Here is a 17,000-nt window from a genome sequence, read left to right on the forward strand (position 1 = left end):
CAAGAGGAGGAAGAAATCATGAGATATTCAACACTAGCATCATTTCCAAAAGACTTTTTCTGGGGCGGATCTACTTCCGCCTATCAGGTAGAAGGTGCGTGGAATGAGGATGGCAAGGGGCCTTCTGTCATTGACATGAGAGCAAGTTATCCTGAAGGGACAACGGATTTTAAAGTCGCAAGCGATCACTATCACCGTTATAAAGAGGATGTGAAGATGTTTGCGGAAATGGGCTTGAAGGCTTATCGCTTTTCCATTGCGTGGACACGGATCATTCCAGATGGAGATGGGGAGATCAATCAAAAGGGGATTGAATTCTATCATTCTCTCATCGATGAATTGCGCCGCTATGGCATTGAACCAATCGTGACAATGTATCATTTTGATCTGCCTCATGCGCTTCAAGTAAAGGGCGGGTGGTCTAACCGCGGGACAGTGGATGCGTTTGAACGCTATGCAGAGGTGCTATTCAAGGAGTATGGTCAGAAGGTAAACTATTGGCTGACCATTAATGAACAAAACATGATGATCTTACATGGATCAGCGCTCGGTACACTTGATCCAAATTTAGAAAATCCGAAAAAAGAACTGTATCAGCAGAATCATCATATGCTCGTTGCACAGGCAAAAGCCATGACGCTTTGTCATCAAATGCTGCCTGAAGCGAAAATTGGACCAGCACCAAACATCGCGCTCATTTATCCGGCTTCTCCAAAGCCTGAAGATGTGCTTGCTGCGGCGAATTACAATGCGATCCGCAACTGGCTTTATCTTGATATAGCGGTGTTCGGCCGTTATAACAACCTTGCTTGGGCGTACATGAAAGAAAAAGACATTCTTCCTGTCATCGAAGAGGGAGATATGGATATTTTGAAAAGCGCGAAGCCAGACTTCATTGCCTTTAACTACTACACCTCACAAACGGTTGAAGCGAGTAAAGGAGATGGCAACGACGAATTTGCACGCGGCGGAGATCAGCATTTGAAATCAGGTGAAGATGGCGTCTACAAAGGCGGCAACAACCCATTCTTAAGCAAAAATGCGTTTGGCTGGGAGATTGACCCTGTCGGCTTCCGTTCAACAATGCGGGAGATTTATGACCGCTATCAGCTGCCGCTTATTATCACGGAAAACGGATTGGGTGCTTTCGACAAGTTAGAAGAAGATGGATCAATTCAGGATGATTATCGAATTGATTATTTAGAAAAACATATCGAGCAAATCAAATGGGCGATCACAGACGGCGTCGAGGTATTCGGATACTGCCCGTGGTCAGCCATCGACTTAATCAGCACACACCAAGGATGCTCCAAGCGCTACGGGTTCATCTATGTCAATCGCGACGAATTTGACCTAAAAGACCTCAAAAGAATTCGCAAAAAGAGCTCTTATTGGTATGAAACCTTGATTCAGCAAAATGGAGACAACATCGGGAAGTAAATGATGAAAAAGCCAATCACCTTATGCGGGTGGTTGGCTTTTTTTCTGTTCACTTTATTGGCAAGATCATATTGTTCGAGTTGTTCTAACATGATAGTCTGATGATATATTGTAAAAATTGGATAAAAATCCATTATCAGAAAGGGGTTGTTTATATGATGACGATTTTTTTTATGTTCTTCACATTGTTTTTGATTTTTTATGGTTTGAATTATATAGGACAGAAATTAATTGCGAAGGAATATCCAATGAACCATAGATTGATTGTGATACTGTCAGCTGTGGAAGGTATTCTTGTTTTCGTCATTGTTGGTGTGAATGCGAAATTTCCGTTTTTATTTACAGTACTTATGTCTGTTCACATCTAACTCTCTACTATCATTATACCCCGAATTTAATGAAATTTATAGACTGTTTCTCGCCCAGATCAGGCCGTATACTGTTATACGCAAGTCAAAAACGATAAGGGGTGTGGCTGTATGAATGACAAGCAAAAGGTGTTAGATCCCGGGCCGTTTTTTCATGGGACAAAAGCGGAATTGAAGATTGGAGATCTGCTTGAACCGCTTTATTTATCCAATTATCAGGATAAAAAATCGAACCATATCTATTTCACCGGAACACTAAACGCGGCCAAATGGGGTGCTGAATTAGCTAGGTCTGATGCGAAAGAAAGAATTTATATTGTAGAACCGTTAGGCGATTTTGAAAATGATCCAAATGTGACTGATAAAAGATTTCCCGGCAACCCAACACGTTCTTATCGATCGAAATCTCCGTTGAAAATAGTCGCAGAATTAGGTTCTTGGGAAAGACATTCCGATGAAGAAATCAATCATATGCTGAGCTCCTTAAAAAAATTAAGTGAAGAAGGAAAAAATGTCATCTACGATTGATGATGTATATCTAAATAAAAAGGCCGCCTCATGAACTGGGCGGCCTTTTGTTTGATCTTATTGAAATAACGCATCCATCAGCTCATTAAATATTTTGGCTTGCTTGAGGGCGCGAATGCGGTCTGGATTGTCTAGTAAATCGACGGCCTGTTCAAAGAATTGGTTCATGCAGGCAGCGTCATCCTTATGAATCGCTAATAAAAAGACAAGTGATACTTGGTCTCCCTGCCAGTCAATTGGCTGTTTTAAGTGTGCGATGGCTACAGAGGAGGTGCCTTCATTTGTGATAAGCGGGTGCGGCATTGCAATGCCGCTGCCAAGATAAGTAGACGACATTTGCTCCCGCTCAAACACCGAGGACCGAAAAGAAGACGATACTAGCTGATGCGCCTCTAAACGGCTGCATAATATATCTAATACCTCATCCTTGCTGCTTAGATCAGTATTCATGAAAGTCAATCGCTCTTGAAAAAACGCCATCAGCTCTTTTGAGGGTGCCCCGTGCCCATTTAATAAATGAATGACTTCATTCACACGCTGTATATCATGATGTTCAAAAAAGGCGCTGACCTGAATGACTGGTTTCCCCTTTGATGAGAGTGGAACGGTTGTGATGATGACGTCACACGGCAAAGAGGTGCTCATGAGATAATCCTGATAGGAATAGAGCTCAACGATGTCAAGCTCGTGCTGAAAGGCTGCCTTCAATTTAATTTCAAGCAGTCTGGCCGTCCCTAGTCCAGACCCGCATACGATAATAGCTTTCTTTTTTTGCGAGGTGTCGAGCTGACTTCTTTCAATTGAAGCAGCGATATGCAGGGCAACATATGCCGCTTCATCTTCATTTGGCGTCCGCACCAGCTGTAAGGCATTCAGCCCGCTGACAGCCAAATCAAACGGATAAGGATAGGACGTTTTGATCTCATGCAAAAGCGGATTTTGTAATGATACGCCATATTGGATGCGATTTAATAATGGCTTCATATGAAGCATCAAGTCTTGCTGCAGGATGCTGTCATCAGCAAAACGATGGCCGCTTGTTTTTTCAATGTGCTGTAGAAAGACTGTAACCGCCTGTTGAACTTCCACTGTCGTCTGATGCTGGGCGGCTTCTTTCCACGTTTGGTTCGCCAATAGATGCATGACTAAGTAATCTGTTTCATCCTCTGATAAGGTCACATAAAAAGTGTCACTCACCTGCTGTATGATTTTTTGTGCAATTCTCATCAAAACGGGTGATATTTGTGTGCGGACGGTACTGGCGGATATCCGCTGGTTTTTTCGTGTTTGCTGAATCGCAATGGCTAAGTGAATGACTAAATTTTTTAAGGCAATGTCTTTAATGAGCAATGACTCTTGATGCAGGTTCGTCAACACAATAGATCGAATGGTTTCAAGAGATATATCAGGAAAATGGAGCTGCTCCCGCTCGGTGATATGAGAGAGAGCAGGCTCTTCTTCAAGAAGTAAGTCTGCATAGCACGTTCTTTTTTGCAGCTCATCTCCTTCAATCTTTAAGCCAAATCCAGGCTTTGACACAAGGGTCATGCCGTAACGGGCTAACATCTCTCGTCCTTTTTTTAAATCACTGCTGACCGTCATGCGGCTGATAAACAGTTCTTCAGCCAGCTGGTCAATTTTTAAGTAATCTGATTGAAGCAGCAGCTTTCTCATCATAAATCGTACACGCTCTTCTGGCATGACGGGGACAAGAGAGCGGGCAGGAAGCTTTTGCTGATGAAGCCAAAGTAAGAAAGCGTCTTGATCACTCGTTAAAAGAGTATATCCCTTTCCTCGGATCGTTTTAATCATAGCCCCGGCTTCCTTTAAATACTCATTTGCTTCCTTGATTAAATTGCGGATAGAGCGGTCAGATAAGCGAAAAGAGGAAGTGAGCTCCTCCAGCTTCACGAACCCCTTCGTTTCAAAAAGCCGCTGAATCAGCTGATAGGTTCGAGGATCTGCCGTCATCATCATTGCGCGGCTCCTTGCGCCTGCAAGGCATCAGTTCCAAGAGCGATGGCGCCCATTAAACCAGATAATCCATCAAAGGATGGTTTTGTGATAATTTCTTGTAAAGGCTTTGGCAGCTGCAAATAGCCGCGAAGCCGCTTGTCTGTTTCATCAAGAATAAGCGGCAGCATAGCCGGCTGTTTCATCACGCCTCCACCTAGAATGATGCGTTCTAGTGAAAGGGTGAGCAGCAGGTTAGCAGTCATTTGCCCGAGATAGTAAGCATGAAGTGACCAGGCAGGATGATCCTCTGGCAGCATGGGTGCCAGTGTATGATAGCGTCCTTCTATGGCAGGTCCAGATGCCAGTCCCTCTAAACAGTCATGATGTATAGGGCAGCAGCCTCCGTAAGTGTCATGAGGATGCCGCTGAACGGTGATATGACCCATTTCTGGATGCAGCAATCCGTGAATCAGGCGATGTTCAATATAGGCACCGCCGCCTATTCCAGTCCCAACAGTAATATAGACCAAGGAGGCAGGCTTTTCTGCTTCAGTTGAAAAACGGGCTTCTCCGAGTGCTGCACAGTTTACATCGGTATCAAGCTTCATCGGGAGCCCGAGGGCTTGTTTTAAGGTAGAGAGGAAAGGGAATTGGCGCCAGGCTGTTTTTGGTGTGTCTAAAATCGTCCCATAGCTTGGGCTTTGCTCTTTCACATCGACAGGTCCGAATGCCCCAATTCCAATGGCATCGACACGATGCTTTGTAAAGTAATCGATCACTTGCCGGCATGTTTCATCTGGATTCCCTGTTGCAAAGGAAGTCATGTGTTCAATCGTTCCGTCTGTTGTTCCGTAGCCGCAGACAAATTTCGTTCCGCCTGCTTCAATGCCTCCAATTCGCATGATCAATGCCCTCCATTAAAGAGGGGCGGAATCCATTGGATCCCGCCCCTACATGTTCATTTTTTCTTTACAATGTAGGTTTGTACCTGACAAGGTGTAAGCGGTTCAATGTGTAATGATCCATGTTGTGCTTTGAGTATATGTCCTTCAGGTGTTTCTCCTAAATTCGCTGTTTCTCCGTGTTGTAGAGATGAACTATTGATTGAAGCGGCTGTTTGACGCGTTAAATATGGATTGAAGAGACGAATGACAATGCCTGTTCCGTGCTCTTCTTTTTTCAGAGCGCTTAGAATGGCTCCATCTGTCTCGATGTCAAGCAGGCTATAAGTAGATTGTAAGTCTTCTTTTTCATCTCGGAAAGAGAAAATTAAACGACCGTTTAAAAAGTCTGCCCGCTCGTAGCATTGAACAGGTGTGGTATACCGTTTGGCAAGCTGCGCTAAGTGTCCCTCGCTGACTGCATCCTTGCTATAGTGCATACCAAATGTGAATGACAGTGCACCTTGCAGCTGAGCGTCAGGCGTATCCACAATTTTTTCCCCAGATGCGCGTCCTGGACGGTAAAGAAGGTTTTCTTTCCCCATTTTCCCGAAACAGCGGAAGAGCGTATATGCAATCGTTGTATAGCCTTCCCCTGTGATTTGGTATTCTCTCACGCAGTCGGTCAACAGAGCGGCACCATATGCTTCATCACGAAGTGCGACAAAGGATTGCATCGGTTCAATGGTGATCGGTTTTTCTTCCCAATGTTCATTGTTCCACCATTCAAGCTCTTGCGTCAGCTCTGTTGGGCGTTCAATGGTACCAAACTGTTGATCGCTCAGTGATACGTTTGATGCGATGCCTGTATCAAAAAGAACGCGCAGGCGATGATCTAACGCATGGTTGTCCACATCTACATGAAAACGGATGACAGCATCGTCTTTGTTTAATGCCACCTTCGCTGTGATCTGAAGTGAAGTCCCAGCCAATTGCTTAGAGCGCTCCTCTAGGTCGTAAGGGACAGTGAGCTGAAGCTTGATGGTCAGCTCTTGCTGCAGGCCGCTTTTAGCCACTGAGATGTCTGCTGATGAAAGATCCTTGGATGACACATACAGGTCCTCACGAGGGGGTGAATAGTTGTAGGAATCCCCATCATCTCCGTTGTCTTCAAAGATCATTTGCTCAGAGAATGTCCGGCCAGTTTGCTTATCTGTGATGTCCAGTGATCCGTTGTCATTTGCCGCAATGCGGTAATACGTATTTTCAATCACTCGTCCTTCAGTTTGTTCCCATGCCGATTCGCTTGATTCATCGAAGACCATGCTGACCTGTGTATAACCAACTGACGGTAAGTTGATGGCTTCAATCAGCAGAACGGCTTTCCATACTTGCTTTGGCATGTACACTTTTTTACTTGGGTTAAGAGAAATTTGCTGTGCCAGCACATAATCTGTGACATCGGTTTTGCTTTTCACTGTGTACTGAAGCGTTCGTCCATTTGCATCCTTTAGCGTAAATGGACGTTCCGTGATAAAGGTTTCGACTTCAATGACTTCAGAACGTTTTGAAGGCAGTGTATTGAACAACGTGAATGTGATTTCTTGCTCTGTTTGCAGTCGAATAGCGATGAGACGCATGTGCAAGTCCACAAGATTCTCGGCTATTTCCTTTGCCTGTTTGTAGCGGAAGAAGACGTCTTGATTCGTCGTGTCACTATTACAGCCGCCAATGCTGTCATGCGCTGCATTTTCAAACATGAGGTACCAAATATCGCGAACCGTATCATGCGGATAGTCGTGTCCGAGAGAATAGCTGATCGTGAGGATGGGCTCCATCACATTCACGAGATAGTTTTCAATTTGATTGTTTAAGATTTTTAAATCCGCTCGTGTTGAAAAAATAGATTTATGAATCCGCATATGCTTCGCATGAATGAGCTCTCCGTGTAATGTCTCAAAAGATGTCCGCTCTTTTTTCACGGCTGCAATATAATCTTCTAAACTGCTGATTTCATAGTGATGCTCGTCAAGTTCATTGGCTTTTTCTAATAAGTCAGGCAGGTTTTTGCGAATCGGTGCTTGGTCAAAGCCATTCGGGAAATAGACATTCTTTGTGGTTGCCTTTGCTTGCAGCGCACCAATCTTTTCAGATAAAAAGGCTTGTAAGTCCTCATCTTTCTCAGGGATATTTCCACCGTAGTAGTAGCCGAATGGCAGGTTCACAGCAAAGACTTCACTGCCGTCAGCACCGCGCCAATTGAATTCAGTATGGTTCGTCATATGGTCAGAAACGCCGCGCCAAAATGCCGTATCGACAATGCCGAAGCCGCGATAAATTTGAGGCATTTGTGCGGATTGACCGAAGGAATCAGGGACATAGCCGACTTTCATCACGTGGCCGAACTGCTGACAGCGTTCAATCCCATATTGCAGGTTCCGCACAATCGATTCACCTGAAATGACGAGCTGGTCGGTTTGGGTATACCATGGGCCGATGATGAGACGTTTCGCTGTGACAAGCTTTTTGATTCGATTCTCATCCTCTGGACGCCATTTCAAATAATCATCTAATAAGGAAGCCTGGGCATCGAGCATGAAGTAATGGAACCTTTCATCTGTTTCAAGGGTATCTAAGATGTCCATTACGCTTTTCATTAAGTAAATACGGGAGCGGGAGGTGGTGAAATACCATTCCCGGTCCCAGTGAGTATGTGGAATCACATGTACATTGACAGTCATTGATCAACGACACCTTTCTTCGTTCAAATTATCCTTCTAGCACAAGGTCAAAATCGTCTTCTTCTTTCTGCTTCTGATCATGTTCCGGCGTTTTAGGCTCTTTTTTCTCAGAGAAATTCACAAGCAGGTTGGCGCCAATACCGATGACAAGTGCGCCAGTAAGGGCTCCGATTAAATAAGCCCACCAGTTTCCGACTGAGAAGAAGCCGTATAGCCCGCCAATTGGCGGCATGATGTCATGAACTCCTAATAATGCAGCGACCCCGCTTCCAGCAGCACATGCGACAACATTGAGCGGAATCAATTTCAAAGGATTGACGAGGGTAAAAGGGATCGCCCCTTCCGTAATACCGATAATCCCCATGACAAGGCCGCCTCGTCCGGCTTCTCTAAAGGTTGGGGAGAAGTTGCGTTTTCGAATCAATGTCGCAAGCCCGTATCCAAGCGGTGGAATGACAATCGCAATATTGACGAGAATGGCAGGGAGGTAGACACCTGATAGGAAGAGGGCGTTACCAGCCATCCAGGCTGATTTATTCACCGGTCCGCCAAGATCGAATCCAATCATCGCCCCTAAAATGAGAGCGAGCGCGAGTGTGCTTGTTCCATCAGCGACCATGCCTTTGATCCATTCAATTAATGCCGTGTTCAAAGCACCTAATGGTCCGCCCAGCAGAACTGACATAAGAAGCCCGGTTAAGCCAACGGTAATGAGCGGCAGGATGAGCAGAGGGACGAGCCCGGCTGCAGAGCCTTGAATTTGAATTTTTCTTTTCACAAAAAGAGCAACATATCCTGCGAAGAAGCCTGCAATGACGGCACCAATAAATCCAGCATTAGTTGAGCTGGCGAGGGCACCGCCGATAAAACCGGCTGCAAGGCCTGATTTATCCGCTATGGAATAGGCGATAAATCCAGCAAGCAGGACGTTCATTAAGCCAATACCTGTCCAGCCGACCTGCTCCATTAAATAGGCGCCGTGCAGTATGCCGCCAGCTTCCTTATAGGGGTTTAAATCTGAAACGCCAAACCCTAATCCGACCAGTTTTGCTAAACCAACGATAAGTGAGGCGCCGATGATTACAGGAAGAATATAAGAAATACCGGTCATAAGATGGCCTTCAATGACTTTTAATTTTGCTTTCATTTTGCTTTGCTCCTTTCTATATGGCATTGCTCATGTTTATTGAGATTCAGACTTTTTCTTTTCAACAAGTTCTACAGCTTTGGTGATAATTTGCTCAGCATTTTTTAAGGCACGTCCGATCTCGACACGTACAGTGGGTATGCCTGAGAAGCGTTCCGCATCGTTGATATGCTGATTTGAGGCAATGATGCATAGGTCTGCCTGCTGCGCTTCCTCTGCTGTAATGCCGTTCACCTGTCCCATAATCCCCTGCTGTTCGATTTTGATCTCGTGTCCGAGCTGTTTACCTGCATTTTCTAACGCTTTGGCTGCCATTGGAGTATGAGCTAACCCTGCTGGACATGAAGTGACACCGACAATTTTCATTGTGTAATCCCCTCTTTCAATTGTTGTTCAATGACGTCGTAATAGTAATCAGCTGTTTGACCTGGTTGAATCTTCTCGATAAAAGCAGGTTCCATTAGACTGGTCGCAATACCTGACAGTAATTTCAGATGTGTGACATTAGCTTCTTCTAGTGGAACGAGCAGTGTAAATAAATAGCTTGTGGGCAAATCGTCGAAGCTTCCCCATTCAATGGGTTGTTCAAGTTCTAAAAAAAGAAGTGAAGCCGTTTGTACAGCGGAGCTTTTTGTATGTGGAATGGCGAAGCCTTGCTGAAGTCCTGTTGAGACTTCGTCTTCGCGTGTCAACAAATCTGCTAATAGCCCCGCCTGATCGTTTGTAATCTGAAGGTCTTCAGCTTTCTCGGAAATGTATTGTAAAATCTCATTCTTTGATCGTCCGTTTACTTGTGTGAAAACATGATCTTTTTGGAACAAGCTGATCCCTTCTCTCTTGTTTGTTAAGCGCTTACAAGTTGATTGTAATGTACTTTTCAGCATGGTTAAATAGCATCATTTTCCGTTTGAAATGGCAAAAAGTTTATGAAGCTATCCGTCTTGCTGACTGAATATCTCAAATCCTAGCTTAAAACGAGTTTAATTATGTAAAAAACAGATTCTACTAAATGTATTTCTGTGATATTCTTCCAAGGTATCATAAAAGATAAGGGGGTCTTTTCATGTTCAAAAAGCAGGTCAAATCCTGTGTGATCGTACTCATGGCCATCATTCTATGTATGGCAGCATTACCTGGATACGAGGCAGCAGCTGCCACTCATGGAACAAGTGTCAATGAAGCCATTGGGTTAAAAAATGGTGAAGTTATCTCAGGTACATTACAGAACGAAAAGGAAGAGTCGTGGTATCAAATCACGCCATCTGCACAAGAGGTGGCAAAACATACCCACATGCAAATTTCTGTGAAAAGTAAACAAGTGCTGTCCGTATCGGTCTATCCAAGTAAGGACAGAGCGATGAAGGATGACACATATTCAAGATATCGCGTGGACACAGCAAGCGGAGAGACAGAGATCAACTTCCCGCATGCATGGTCAGGTCCCTATTATGTCAAAGTGCTCTACTTAGGGTCGGAGGAAGACAGCCGTGATGAGGAAGAGGATGCGGCATATACAATCGGATATAAAGGAGCTAACCTTCCGCCTTCTGAACCTGTTTTTCCTGAAGAAGATGAGCCTGAAATCATCATTATTGAGAAAAAGTACGGGCGTGAAATTCTTCAATCGATTCGTACAATTGAAGATAAACGATTCAATGAAACGGCAGAAGGTCAAAAGCTTTCACGTCTGTTCCAAAAGACAAAGCCGTTTCTCAAATCAAAGCTCATCAAACATCAAAAAGAGCAGCAAAAGGTATACAACCATCTGCTCACATTAAAAACACTGCTAAGTGACGTAGAGAAAAATGGTGCATTTAGCGGTCATATCGTAACAGAAAAAGAACAACAGGCAATCGGGTCCCTTTTTGATATGCTCAAAGAAGCAAGTCCGGCATATTTAAAAAAGGAATTAGAAGCCGTCAGTCAAAAAATGGGTATCGATCAGCTTGAAGGAAAGTCAGTTGGTTATGTATTAGAGAAACAAAAGCTTGTAAAAGAAGAGAAGGTTAAAACGAATAAGATCATTTTTAAATTAAAGGATGGCCAAACACTTCAATCTGCGAAAAAGAAAATGAAAAGCTACGGCATCCAAGAAAACCGTGTGACCTCACAGTCAGTTAGTCCTTTATTCAAAGGAATGTATGTCTATGATGTGCCAGCAGGGCAAGAATCAGCTGGAAAGACACTAAAAGCAGGCAAAGCGGTCATCAAAAGCACGGCAAGAAAGCTCTCCAGCATGCCGAATGTTGAATTTGCAGAGCCTGTTCAAACCTATCGTGCGCTAAGCAGCGACGCGCAGTATGGTTATCAGTGGCCGCTGAAAAACAGTGCGCAAAACAGCGGGAAAAAAGGCGCTGACGTCAAATTTGAACAAATGAATACACTGATTGGCACAAGCAAAATGAAGCAAACATTAATTGCTGTTGTGGATACAGGTGTAGACAGCCGTTTGACAGATTTAAACGGGACTGTTCGTACAGACTTAGGTGCGAATCTCATTGGACGAAACAAAGATGCGATTGACGACAATGGACACGGTACGCATGTGGCAGGCATCATTGCCGCAAAATCCGATAATCATTACTCAATGGCAGGCCTTAACCAACATACGGGCATCATTCCGGTGAAGGTGCTGGATGCCTATGGCTTTGGCGATACAGAGCATATTGCACTTGGTATCAAACATGCAGTGGACAAAGGCGCAAAGGTGATCAACATGAGCCTTGGCGGCTATTACAGCAGAGTGATTGAATATGCAATGAATTATGCTGCACAAAGAAATGTACTAGTGGTCGTGGCAAGTGGAAATGATGGCGTACCAGAAATGGGCTACCCTGCGACGTCAAAATACGCAATGGCGGTTGGCGCAAGCAACCGTATGGATATTGCCGCTGAGTTTTCAAGCTATGGCAAAGGACTGAGCATGTCAGCACCAGGGTCGGATATTCCGAGCCTCATGCCTGATGGGAATGTCTCATACCTTAGCGGGACATCAATGGCGACACCATATGTGGCAGCAGCAGCAGGGTTACTGCTTTCTAAAAATCCATCCTTAAAGCCAAATCAAGTGAGAAATCTTTTGCAAAGTACAGCAGATGACATCTCATTTAAATCAATCGATGGAAAAGACGACGTTTTCTATGATGAAAACGAGGAGCCAATTGTCGATCCGAAAATCCCAGGAATTGATTGGATGACAGGACATGGCAGACTGAATGCATTTGCTGCATTAAGTGCTGTCGAATTGAATGCATCAGTGAACAAAGTGGAAGATCAGCATCAAAAGGTGACAGGTAAAGCAAAAGCCGGTGCTGCTATTTCTGTGTATAGAGGAAAAACGCTGCTTGGAAAAGGCACAGCAGGCAAAAAAGGAACCTTTAGTGTGAAGATTAAGCATCAGAACAAAAACAAGGTCCTTCACATTAAAATGTCAAAAGGAAAGGCCGCTACGACGCTCAAAACCGTCGTGAAAAAAGGCAAAGCACCAGCTAAGCCGAAAGTGAGCAAAGTAACCATTAAAAGTAAAGCGGTCAAAGGGACTGCGGGTGCAGGCTTGACCATTAAAGTGAAAAACAAATCAAAGAAAGTCATCAAAACAGTCAAAACCAATAGCAAGGGCGCATTTACTGCCCAAATCAAGCCACAAAAAGCCAAAACAGTTTTGTATGTGACCGCATCAGATGTGAGAAAAAGAGAAAGCAAAGCGGTAAAAGTGGTTGTGAAAAAATAAAAAAAGGACTTCCCTTTCTAAAAAAAGGGAAGTTTTTTTGTTTTTAACTGGAAAAATACCAATTAATGTCGATAGTAAAATAGTAGGAAAAAAAAGGAGGATTTATCGATGAAAAAAATCATGTTTGCTTTCGTTCTATCATTGCTTCTCGTATTCCCAAGCTTTGCACATGCTGAAGAAACAGGGGCAGTACCAGCATCCGTTCAAGTAACAAGTGTCACAGCAGCCGATAGTGGAATAGTGAATTACGGCTATGGCAGTAAATATCGCGTGGGTTCTTATTATCCAGCTACGTTTAAAGGAACACTAAAAGATGCAAGCGGGAACCTCATGCCTAATCAGCCGATCAAGCTTTATTTTGAAGCAGCCATCAAATCATATGCTCAAACAGCGACAGGCACAACAGACGAGAATGGACAGTTTTCACTAACGTTTCAAGTTCCTGCAGGTGCAGGCTACCAATCATACAATAATGCAGGCTGGTCAACACATTACTACGATATCGTTCCAGTGACGTTTACGTCAAACGACATCAAACTATCTTCAAATGTCACAAGTGTGTACCATTTGGCATATACATCACGTTATTAATCTCATAGAAAAAAGGATGTCATCAGGTGACATCCTTTTCTTTTTGTTAGCAAACCTGCTGGGCGGCAACCGAAAGAGTCGATAAACAAACACTCATCAGCCGTTATTCCCAGATTCGATCGAGCGTTTAACTTTTCAACTTGAGCTTTGATAGATAAGAACTTTCACACTTGAACTTTGATCCTTGAACGTTCAGCTTTGAGCTTTTATCAAGGATCATCCTAAGATGATCATCAGATGAGGAGGGAATGACCTTTCCCTCGGAGGTGTTTAGTCCTATCGATTTTCGGCTCACTAACAAAATCAATTAATCAATCTGTATTTTCGTTAGTGTATTGCTTTCAGAGAAGGAAAAATCAACTTCCATTTGGAAATCTTCAATTTCTTTCGAAAGCTGTTCAATTTTCACTCGAAGGCGAAGCGGATCGATGATCACCGCCTCATTTTCAGCTAGAAAAGACTTCACGATCTCTTGGTTGGTGGCTGCTTGTGTCTTTCCATCTTTCCCAAACAAGGTCTCTAGATGCTGATCAAGTCTCATTTTCACATCTTCATTCGTTTGTTCAGCTTTGTCGACCAGCTCTTTGTACACCTGTTTCATTTTCCGTAAATAACGAATATCGTAGTCTATCGACGTCTTTCGTTCAATCGCCTCTGCCACCGTCATACGGACACCCGCCACATCAATCATTGTGGTTGCATTTGATACAACTATGGCTGATTTGATGGCATTCCGGCGTTTGATTAAAGCTCGAATCGATTGATCATCAGCCTTTGCCTTTTTTTCAATCTCTTCTTGATTCTGAAATCCGTGCTGTATATGTTTGCCGATCATCAATCCACCGAGTACGGCTTCATCAACGGTTCGGTTGATTCTTTTATCTAACATTTTCAGTTCACTTAATGCTCTTGTAATGGTCATTTCCATATTCACGACAACTCCCTTGGTTCATCCTGAAATCATAGATTCCTATCATATACCAAAGTGTGCTTCTTTTACTAGCGATATCCTTTTTTGTCAGATGAAAAAACCCTGATGTTTATACACCAGGGTTTTCGCGTTTTTTCTGAATCCAAGCTGTCACGTAATAGGCAGCATAGCAGAGCGCAATGAAAGGAATGCTGCAGATGAGGGCAATCCGCTGATTTGGATCAAAGGCAATGCCGATAACAGATGCAAGACATAGGAGGAAGGCTGCAATCGGAACTACTGGATAGAGCGGTGTTCGAAAGGATAAATCATGAAGCTGTCCGCCTTCCTGTAAAAATCTTTTCCGAAACATAAACTGTGAGGCAGCAATCCCCATCCATACGACCACAACGGCCAGTCCAGAGATTGACACAAGGACAAGGTATACCGTTTCTGGTGCGATCACGCTCGATAGCAAAGAAAGAATACCACCGATCATACTTAAAATGAGTGCATTCAAAGGAATGCCTTTTGACGTCAGCTTCGCCAGTTTTTTAGGAAGTGTCCGTTCCTCAGAAAGCGACCAAAGCATACGAGATGATGCGTATAATCCTGAGTTTGCGGCAGATAAGATCGCGGTCAGGATGACAAAATTCATGAAATCTGCGGCATAAGGAATCCCGATACGATCAAATACCACGACAAATGGGCTTTTGATCACCCCGGCTTCTTCTACTGGAATCAAGCCAGCCAACACAACAATCGTTCCAACGAAAAACAGGACGAGACGCAGGACGGTTGTGCGAATTGCTCTTGGAATGGTCTCGTCAGGATTGACGCTTTCACCCGCAGCAATCCCAATCAACTCCGTACCTGAAAAAGCAAAGTTGACCGCAAGCATCGTCATTAAAATTGGTAAAAAGCCGTTTGGGAAAAGTCCGCCTTCGCCAGTGAAATTAGAAAAGAACGGAGCGGCCTCACCGCCCTTTAATGGGATCAAACCAAACATGGCAGCTCCGCCAAGAATAATAAAGAGAATAATAGCCATCACTTTAATACTGGAAAACCAAAACTCTGATTCTGCAAAAAACTTGACTGTAAATGCATTCAGTAAAAAGATGAGAAGAGCAAAAACACCACTCCACATCCAAACTGAAGTGTCTGGAAACCAGCGCTGCATTAATAGTCCTGCGGCTGTAAATTCCGAACCGAGTGCCACTGTCCATGTCAGCCAGTATAGCCAAGCAACCGTATAGCCTGTACCAGGTCCAATGTATTTTGTTGCATACGTATGAAAAGCCCCTGTGACCGGCATTGCGACAGACAGCTCACCTAAACAAAGCATCACGAGGTAGACAATTAAAGCCCCGACAAGATAGGCAAGAATGGTCCCCGCAGGTCCGGCCTGATTGATGGTATACCCAGAGCTTAAAAAGAGCCCTGTTCCAATGACGCCGCCTAGAGAAAGCATGAACAGGTGCCGGCTCGTCATTTTTCGTTGATATTGTTGTGACTGATCTTTTGCTTGTTCCATGTCTTCCCGCCCTTTTGCTTAGAAGTATGTGTGATGATTCATGATGCTACGATGTGGTTCGTTTTAAGATGTCATTGATATCTTCTGGGGTCGTCCGGCAGCAGCCGCCGATGATATGCGCGCCGTCTTTGTACCATTGATGCGCACATTCCCCAAAAGTAAGATGAGACGTATCTCCGTTCCATACTTTTTCTTCAGGATCATATATTTCACCTGAGTTTGGATATACCACAATCGGTTTGCTCGTTCCCTTTTTCATTTCTTGAATAAGAGAAGTAATAAATTGCGGCGGCGTACAGTTCACGCCGACGGCAGCGATTTGTTCATAAGGCTCAAGCGCCTGTACACATTCTCGAATGGAATCACCTTCACTAATGTGCAGGCCATCCTTTGCGCTGAATGTGATCCAAGCAGATACCCCGCTGAATTCATCCTGCAGCAGCTTTGCGATGGCTGTTGCTTCAATCAGACAAGGAATCGTTTCGCATGCAAGAATATCTGCACCCGCTTCTACTAATGCCTGAATTCTTGGTCTGTGAAAATCAATAAGAGCCTGCTCTGAGAGTCCATAATTTCCTTTATATTCTGAACCATCAGATAAATAAGCGCCGAATGGCCCCACAGATCCAGCGACAAATGGTTTTGTCCGTCCTTCACGACGCGCTTCATCCTGCCAAAAAAGGTCGCGTGCCTCTTTCGCAAGAGTGACAGAGCGTTTCATGAGTTCAATCGCTTCTTCTTTTGTATAGCCTTTTTCAGCAAAGCCTTCAATCGTTGTTTGGTAGCTGGCGGTTGTTGCGCAGTCAGCACCTGCTAGGAAGTAGTCCAAGTGTACTTGCTGAATCAATTGTGGCTGTTCAATAAGTATTTTGGCAGACCATAAACGATCGTTTAAGTTACAGCCCTTTCGTTCAAGCTCTGTTGCTAATGCACCGTCTAAAATCAAAGGTGCGTGAGCCTGTAAACGGCTTTGAATAGGATTCATCGGAATCAAACAGCCTCCTTTTTAGATCGGAAATGATGGATATGATATGAGGCAGTAGTTTAAATGACTAAAGTGTTTTTGTCAAGGAGAGGAAAAAGCATCATAGGGCGGAAAAACCCTGAAAACATGCGGGTTTTGATGCATAAAAATGCAGTCAAAATAATAGAAAACCAAGTCATTGACAGCCTC

General features: G+C 44.0%; 14 protein-coding genes. 5 read left to right on the forward strand and 9 right to left on the reverse strand.

Going from position 1 to position 17,000, the window contains the following annotated elements:
* The first annotated feature begins 18 nt into the window (after nucleotides 1-18).
* The 3 genes from NSU13_RS01330 (at nucleotide 19) to arr (ending at nucleotide 2,336) form a co-directional block, all read left to right on the forward strand.
* Entirely contained in the window at nucleotides 19-1,440 is a 1,422-nt protein-coding gene (locus tag NSU13_RS01330; protein WP_342489767.1) for a glycoside hydrolase family 1 protein, read from the forward strand.
* 155 nt (nucleotides 1,441-1,595) lie between these two features.
* Nucleotides 1,596-1,808, forward strand: coding sequence for a hypothetical protein (locus NSU13_RS01335; protein WP_326133447.1), 213 nt, complete (start codon nucleotides 1,596-1,598; stop codon nucleotides 1,806-1,808).
* A 111-nt stretch (nucleotides 1,809-1,919) separates the two neighbouring features.
* On the forward strand, nucleotides 1,920-2,336 hold the full coding sequence (gene arr / locus NSU13_RS01340) for an NAD(+)--rifampin ADP-ribosyltransferase (protein WP_034283133.1): 417 nt from the start codon (nucleotides 1,920-1,922) through the stop codon (nucleotides 2,334-2,336).
* 57 nt (nucleotides 2,337-2,393) lie between these two features.
* Here arr and NSU13_RS01345 read toward each other — a convergent pair whose 3' ends face one another.
* From NSU13_RS01345 to NSU13_RS01370, 6 genes are read right to left on the reverse strand one after another with little or no spacing between them, the layout of a single operon-like run.
* Nucleotides 2,394-4,313, reverse strand: coding sequence for a PRD domain-containing protein (locus NSU13_RS01345; protein ID WP_342489768.1), 1,920 nt, complete (start codon nucleotides 4,311-4,313; stop codon nucleotides 2,394-2,396).
* A complete protein-coding gene (locus tag NSU13_RS01350; protein WP_342489769.1) occupies nucleotides 4,310-5,194 on the reverse strand; it encodes an ROK family protein in 885 nt (294 codons plus the stop codon). The genes NSU13_RS01345 and NSU13_RS01350 overlap by 4 nt, the downstream gene beginning before the upstream one ends.
* A 56-nt stretch (nucleotides 5,195-5,250) precedes the next feature.
* The gene (gene mngB / locus NSU13_RS01355; RefSeq protein WP_342489770.1) at nucleotides 5,251-7,914 is read right to left on the reverse strand and encodes a mannosylglycerate hydrolase; all 2,664 of its coding nucleotides are present in this window, start codon (nucleotides 7,912-7,914) and stop codon (nucleotides 5,251-5,253) included.
* A gap of 28 nt (nucleotides 7,915-7,942) precedes the next feature.
* Nucleotides 7,943-9,061 carry a PTS fructose transporter subunit IIC gene (locus NSU13_RS01360; RefSeq protein WP_046313686.1) on the reverse strand — a complete coding sequence of 373 codons (1,119 nt, stop codon included), beginning with the start codon at nucleotides 9,059-9,061 and terminating at the stop codon, nucleotides 7,943-7,945.
* A gap of 36 nt (nucleotides 9,062-9,097) precedes the next feature.
* Nucleotides 9,098-9,427, reverse strand: coding sequence for a fructose PTS transporter subunit IIB (locus NSU13_RS01365; protein WP_041116503.1), 330 nt, complete (start codon nucleotides 9,425-9,427; stop codon nucleotides 9,098-9,100).
* Nucleotides 9,424-9,882 (reverse strand): PTS sugar transporter subunit IIA, encoded by a 459-nt coding sequence (locus NSU13_RS01370; protein ID WP_041116505.1) that lies wholly within the window; start codon nucleotides 9,880-9,882, stop codon nucleotides 9,424-9,426. Before NSU13_RS01370 ends, NSU13_RS01365 begins: the two co-directional genes overlap by 4 nt.
* A 242-nt stretch (nucleotides 9,883-10,124) precedes the next feature.
* Here NSU13_RS01370 and NSU13_RS01375 point away from each other — a divergent pair, with 242 nt between their 5' ends.
* The gene (locus NSU13_RS01375; RefSeq protein WP_342489771.1) at nucleotides 10,125-12,791 is read left to right on the forward strand and encodes a S8 family serine peptidase; all 2,667 of its coding nucleotides are present in this window, start codon (nucleotides 10,125-10,127) and stop codon (nucleotides 12,789-12,791) included.
* Between the two features lie 108 nt (nucleotides 12,792-12,899).
* Entirely contained in the window at nucleotides 12,900-13,382 is a 483-nt protein-coding gene (locus NSU13_RS01380; protein ID WP_081123932.1) for an Ig-like domain-containing protein, read from the forward strand.
* A gap of 307 nt (nucleotides 13,383-13,689) precedes the next feature.
* Here NSU13_RS01380 and NSU13_RS01385 read toward each other — a convergent pair whose 3' ends face one another.
* From NSU13_RS01385 to mmuM, 3 genes are all read right to left on the reverse strand, one after another.
* Nucleotides 13,690-14,310 (reverse strand): hypothetical protein, encoded by a 621-nt coding sequence (locus tag NSU13_RS01385; protein ID WP_342489772.1) that lies wholly within the window; start codon nucleotides 14,308-14,310, stop codon nucleotides 13,690-13,692.
* 112 nt (nucleotides 14,311-14,422) lie between these two features.
* Complete coding sequence (mmuP, locus tag NSU13_RS01390) at nucleotides 14,423-15,826, reverse strand: S-methylmethionine permease (RefSeq protein WP_342489773.1); 1,404 nt, start codon at nucleotides 15,824-15,826, stop codon at nucleotides 14,423-14,425.
* A 46-nt stretch (nucleotides 15,827-15,872) separates the two neighbouring features.
* On the reverse strand, nucleotides 15,873-16,811 hold the full coding sequence (mmuM, locus tag NSU13_RS01395; protein WP_041116822.1) for a homocysteine S-methyltransferase: 939 nt from the start codon (nucleotides 16,809-16,811) through the stop codon (nucleotides 15,873-15,875).
* Nucleotides 16,812-17,000: the final 189 nt, after the last annotated feature.

This window comes from Bacillus sp. FSL M8-0049, assembly GCF_038593355.1.
GTDB lineage: Bacteria > Bacillota > Bacilli > Bacillales > Bacillaceae > Bacillus > Bacillus safensis.

Bases quoted from the DNA above. Each gene is read 5' to 3' on its own strand.
- NSU13_RS01330 (WP_342489767.1), top strand. From the start codon at position 19: ATGAGATATTCAACACTAGCATCATTTCCAAAAGACTTTTTCTGGGGC.
- NSU13_RS01335 (WP_326133447.1), top strand. From the start codon at position 1,596: ATGATGACGATTTTTTTTATGTTCTTCACATTGTTTTTGATTTTTTAT.
- arr (WP_034283133.1), top strand. From the start codon at position 1,920: ATGAATGACAAGCAAAAGGTGTTAGATCCCGGGCCGTTTTTTCATGGG.
- NSU13_RS01345 (WP_342489768.1), bottom strand. From the start codon at position 4,313: ATGATGATGACGGCAGATCCTCGAACCTATCAGCTGATTCAGCGGCTT.
- NSU13_RS01350 (WP_342489769.1), bottom strand. From the start codon at position 5,194: ATGCGAATTGGAGGCATTGAAGCAGGCGGAACGAAATTTGTCTGCGGC.
- mngB (WP_342489770.1), bottom strand. From the start codon at position 7,914: ATGACTGTCAATGTACATGTGATTCCACATACTCACTGGGACCGGGAA.
- NSU13_RS01360 (WP_046313686.1), bottom strand. From the start codon at position 9,061: ATGAAAGCAAAATTAAAAGTCATTGAAGGCCATCTTATGACCGGTATT.
- NSU13_RS01365 (WP_041116503.1), bottom strand. From the start codon at position 9,427: ATGAAAATTGTCGGTGTCACTTCATGTCCAGCAGGGTTAGCTCATACT.
- NSU13_RS01375 (WP_342489771.1), top strand. From the start codon at position 10,125: ATGTTCAAAAAGCAGGTCAAATCCTGTGTGATCGTACTCATGGCCATC.
- NSU13_RS01380 (WP_081123932.1), top strand. From the start codon at position 12,900: ATGAAAAAAATCATGTTTGCTTTCGTTCTATCATTGCTTCTCGTATTC.
- NSU13_RS01385 (WP_342489772.1), bottom strand. From the start codon at position 14,310: ATGGAAATGACCATTACAAGAGCATTAAGTGAACTGAAAATGTTAGAT.
- mmuP (WP_342489773.1), bottom strand. From the start codon at position 15,826: ATGGAACAAGCAAAAGATCAGTCACAACAATATCAACGAAAAATGACG.
- mmuM (WP_041116822.1), bottom strand. From the start codon at position 16,811: ATGAATCCTATTCAAAGCCGTTTACAGGCTCACGCACCTTTGATTTTA.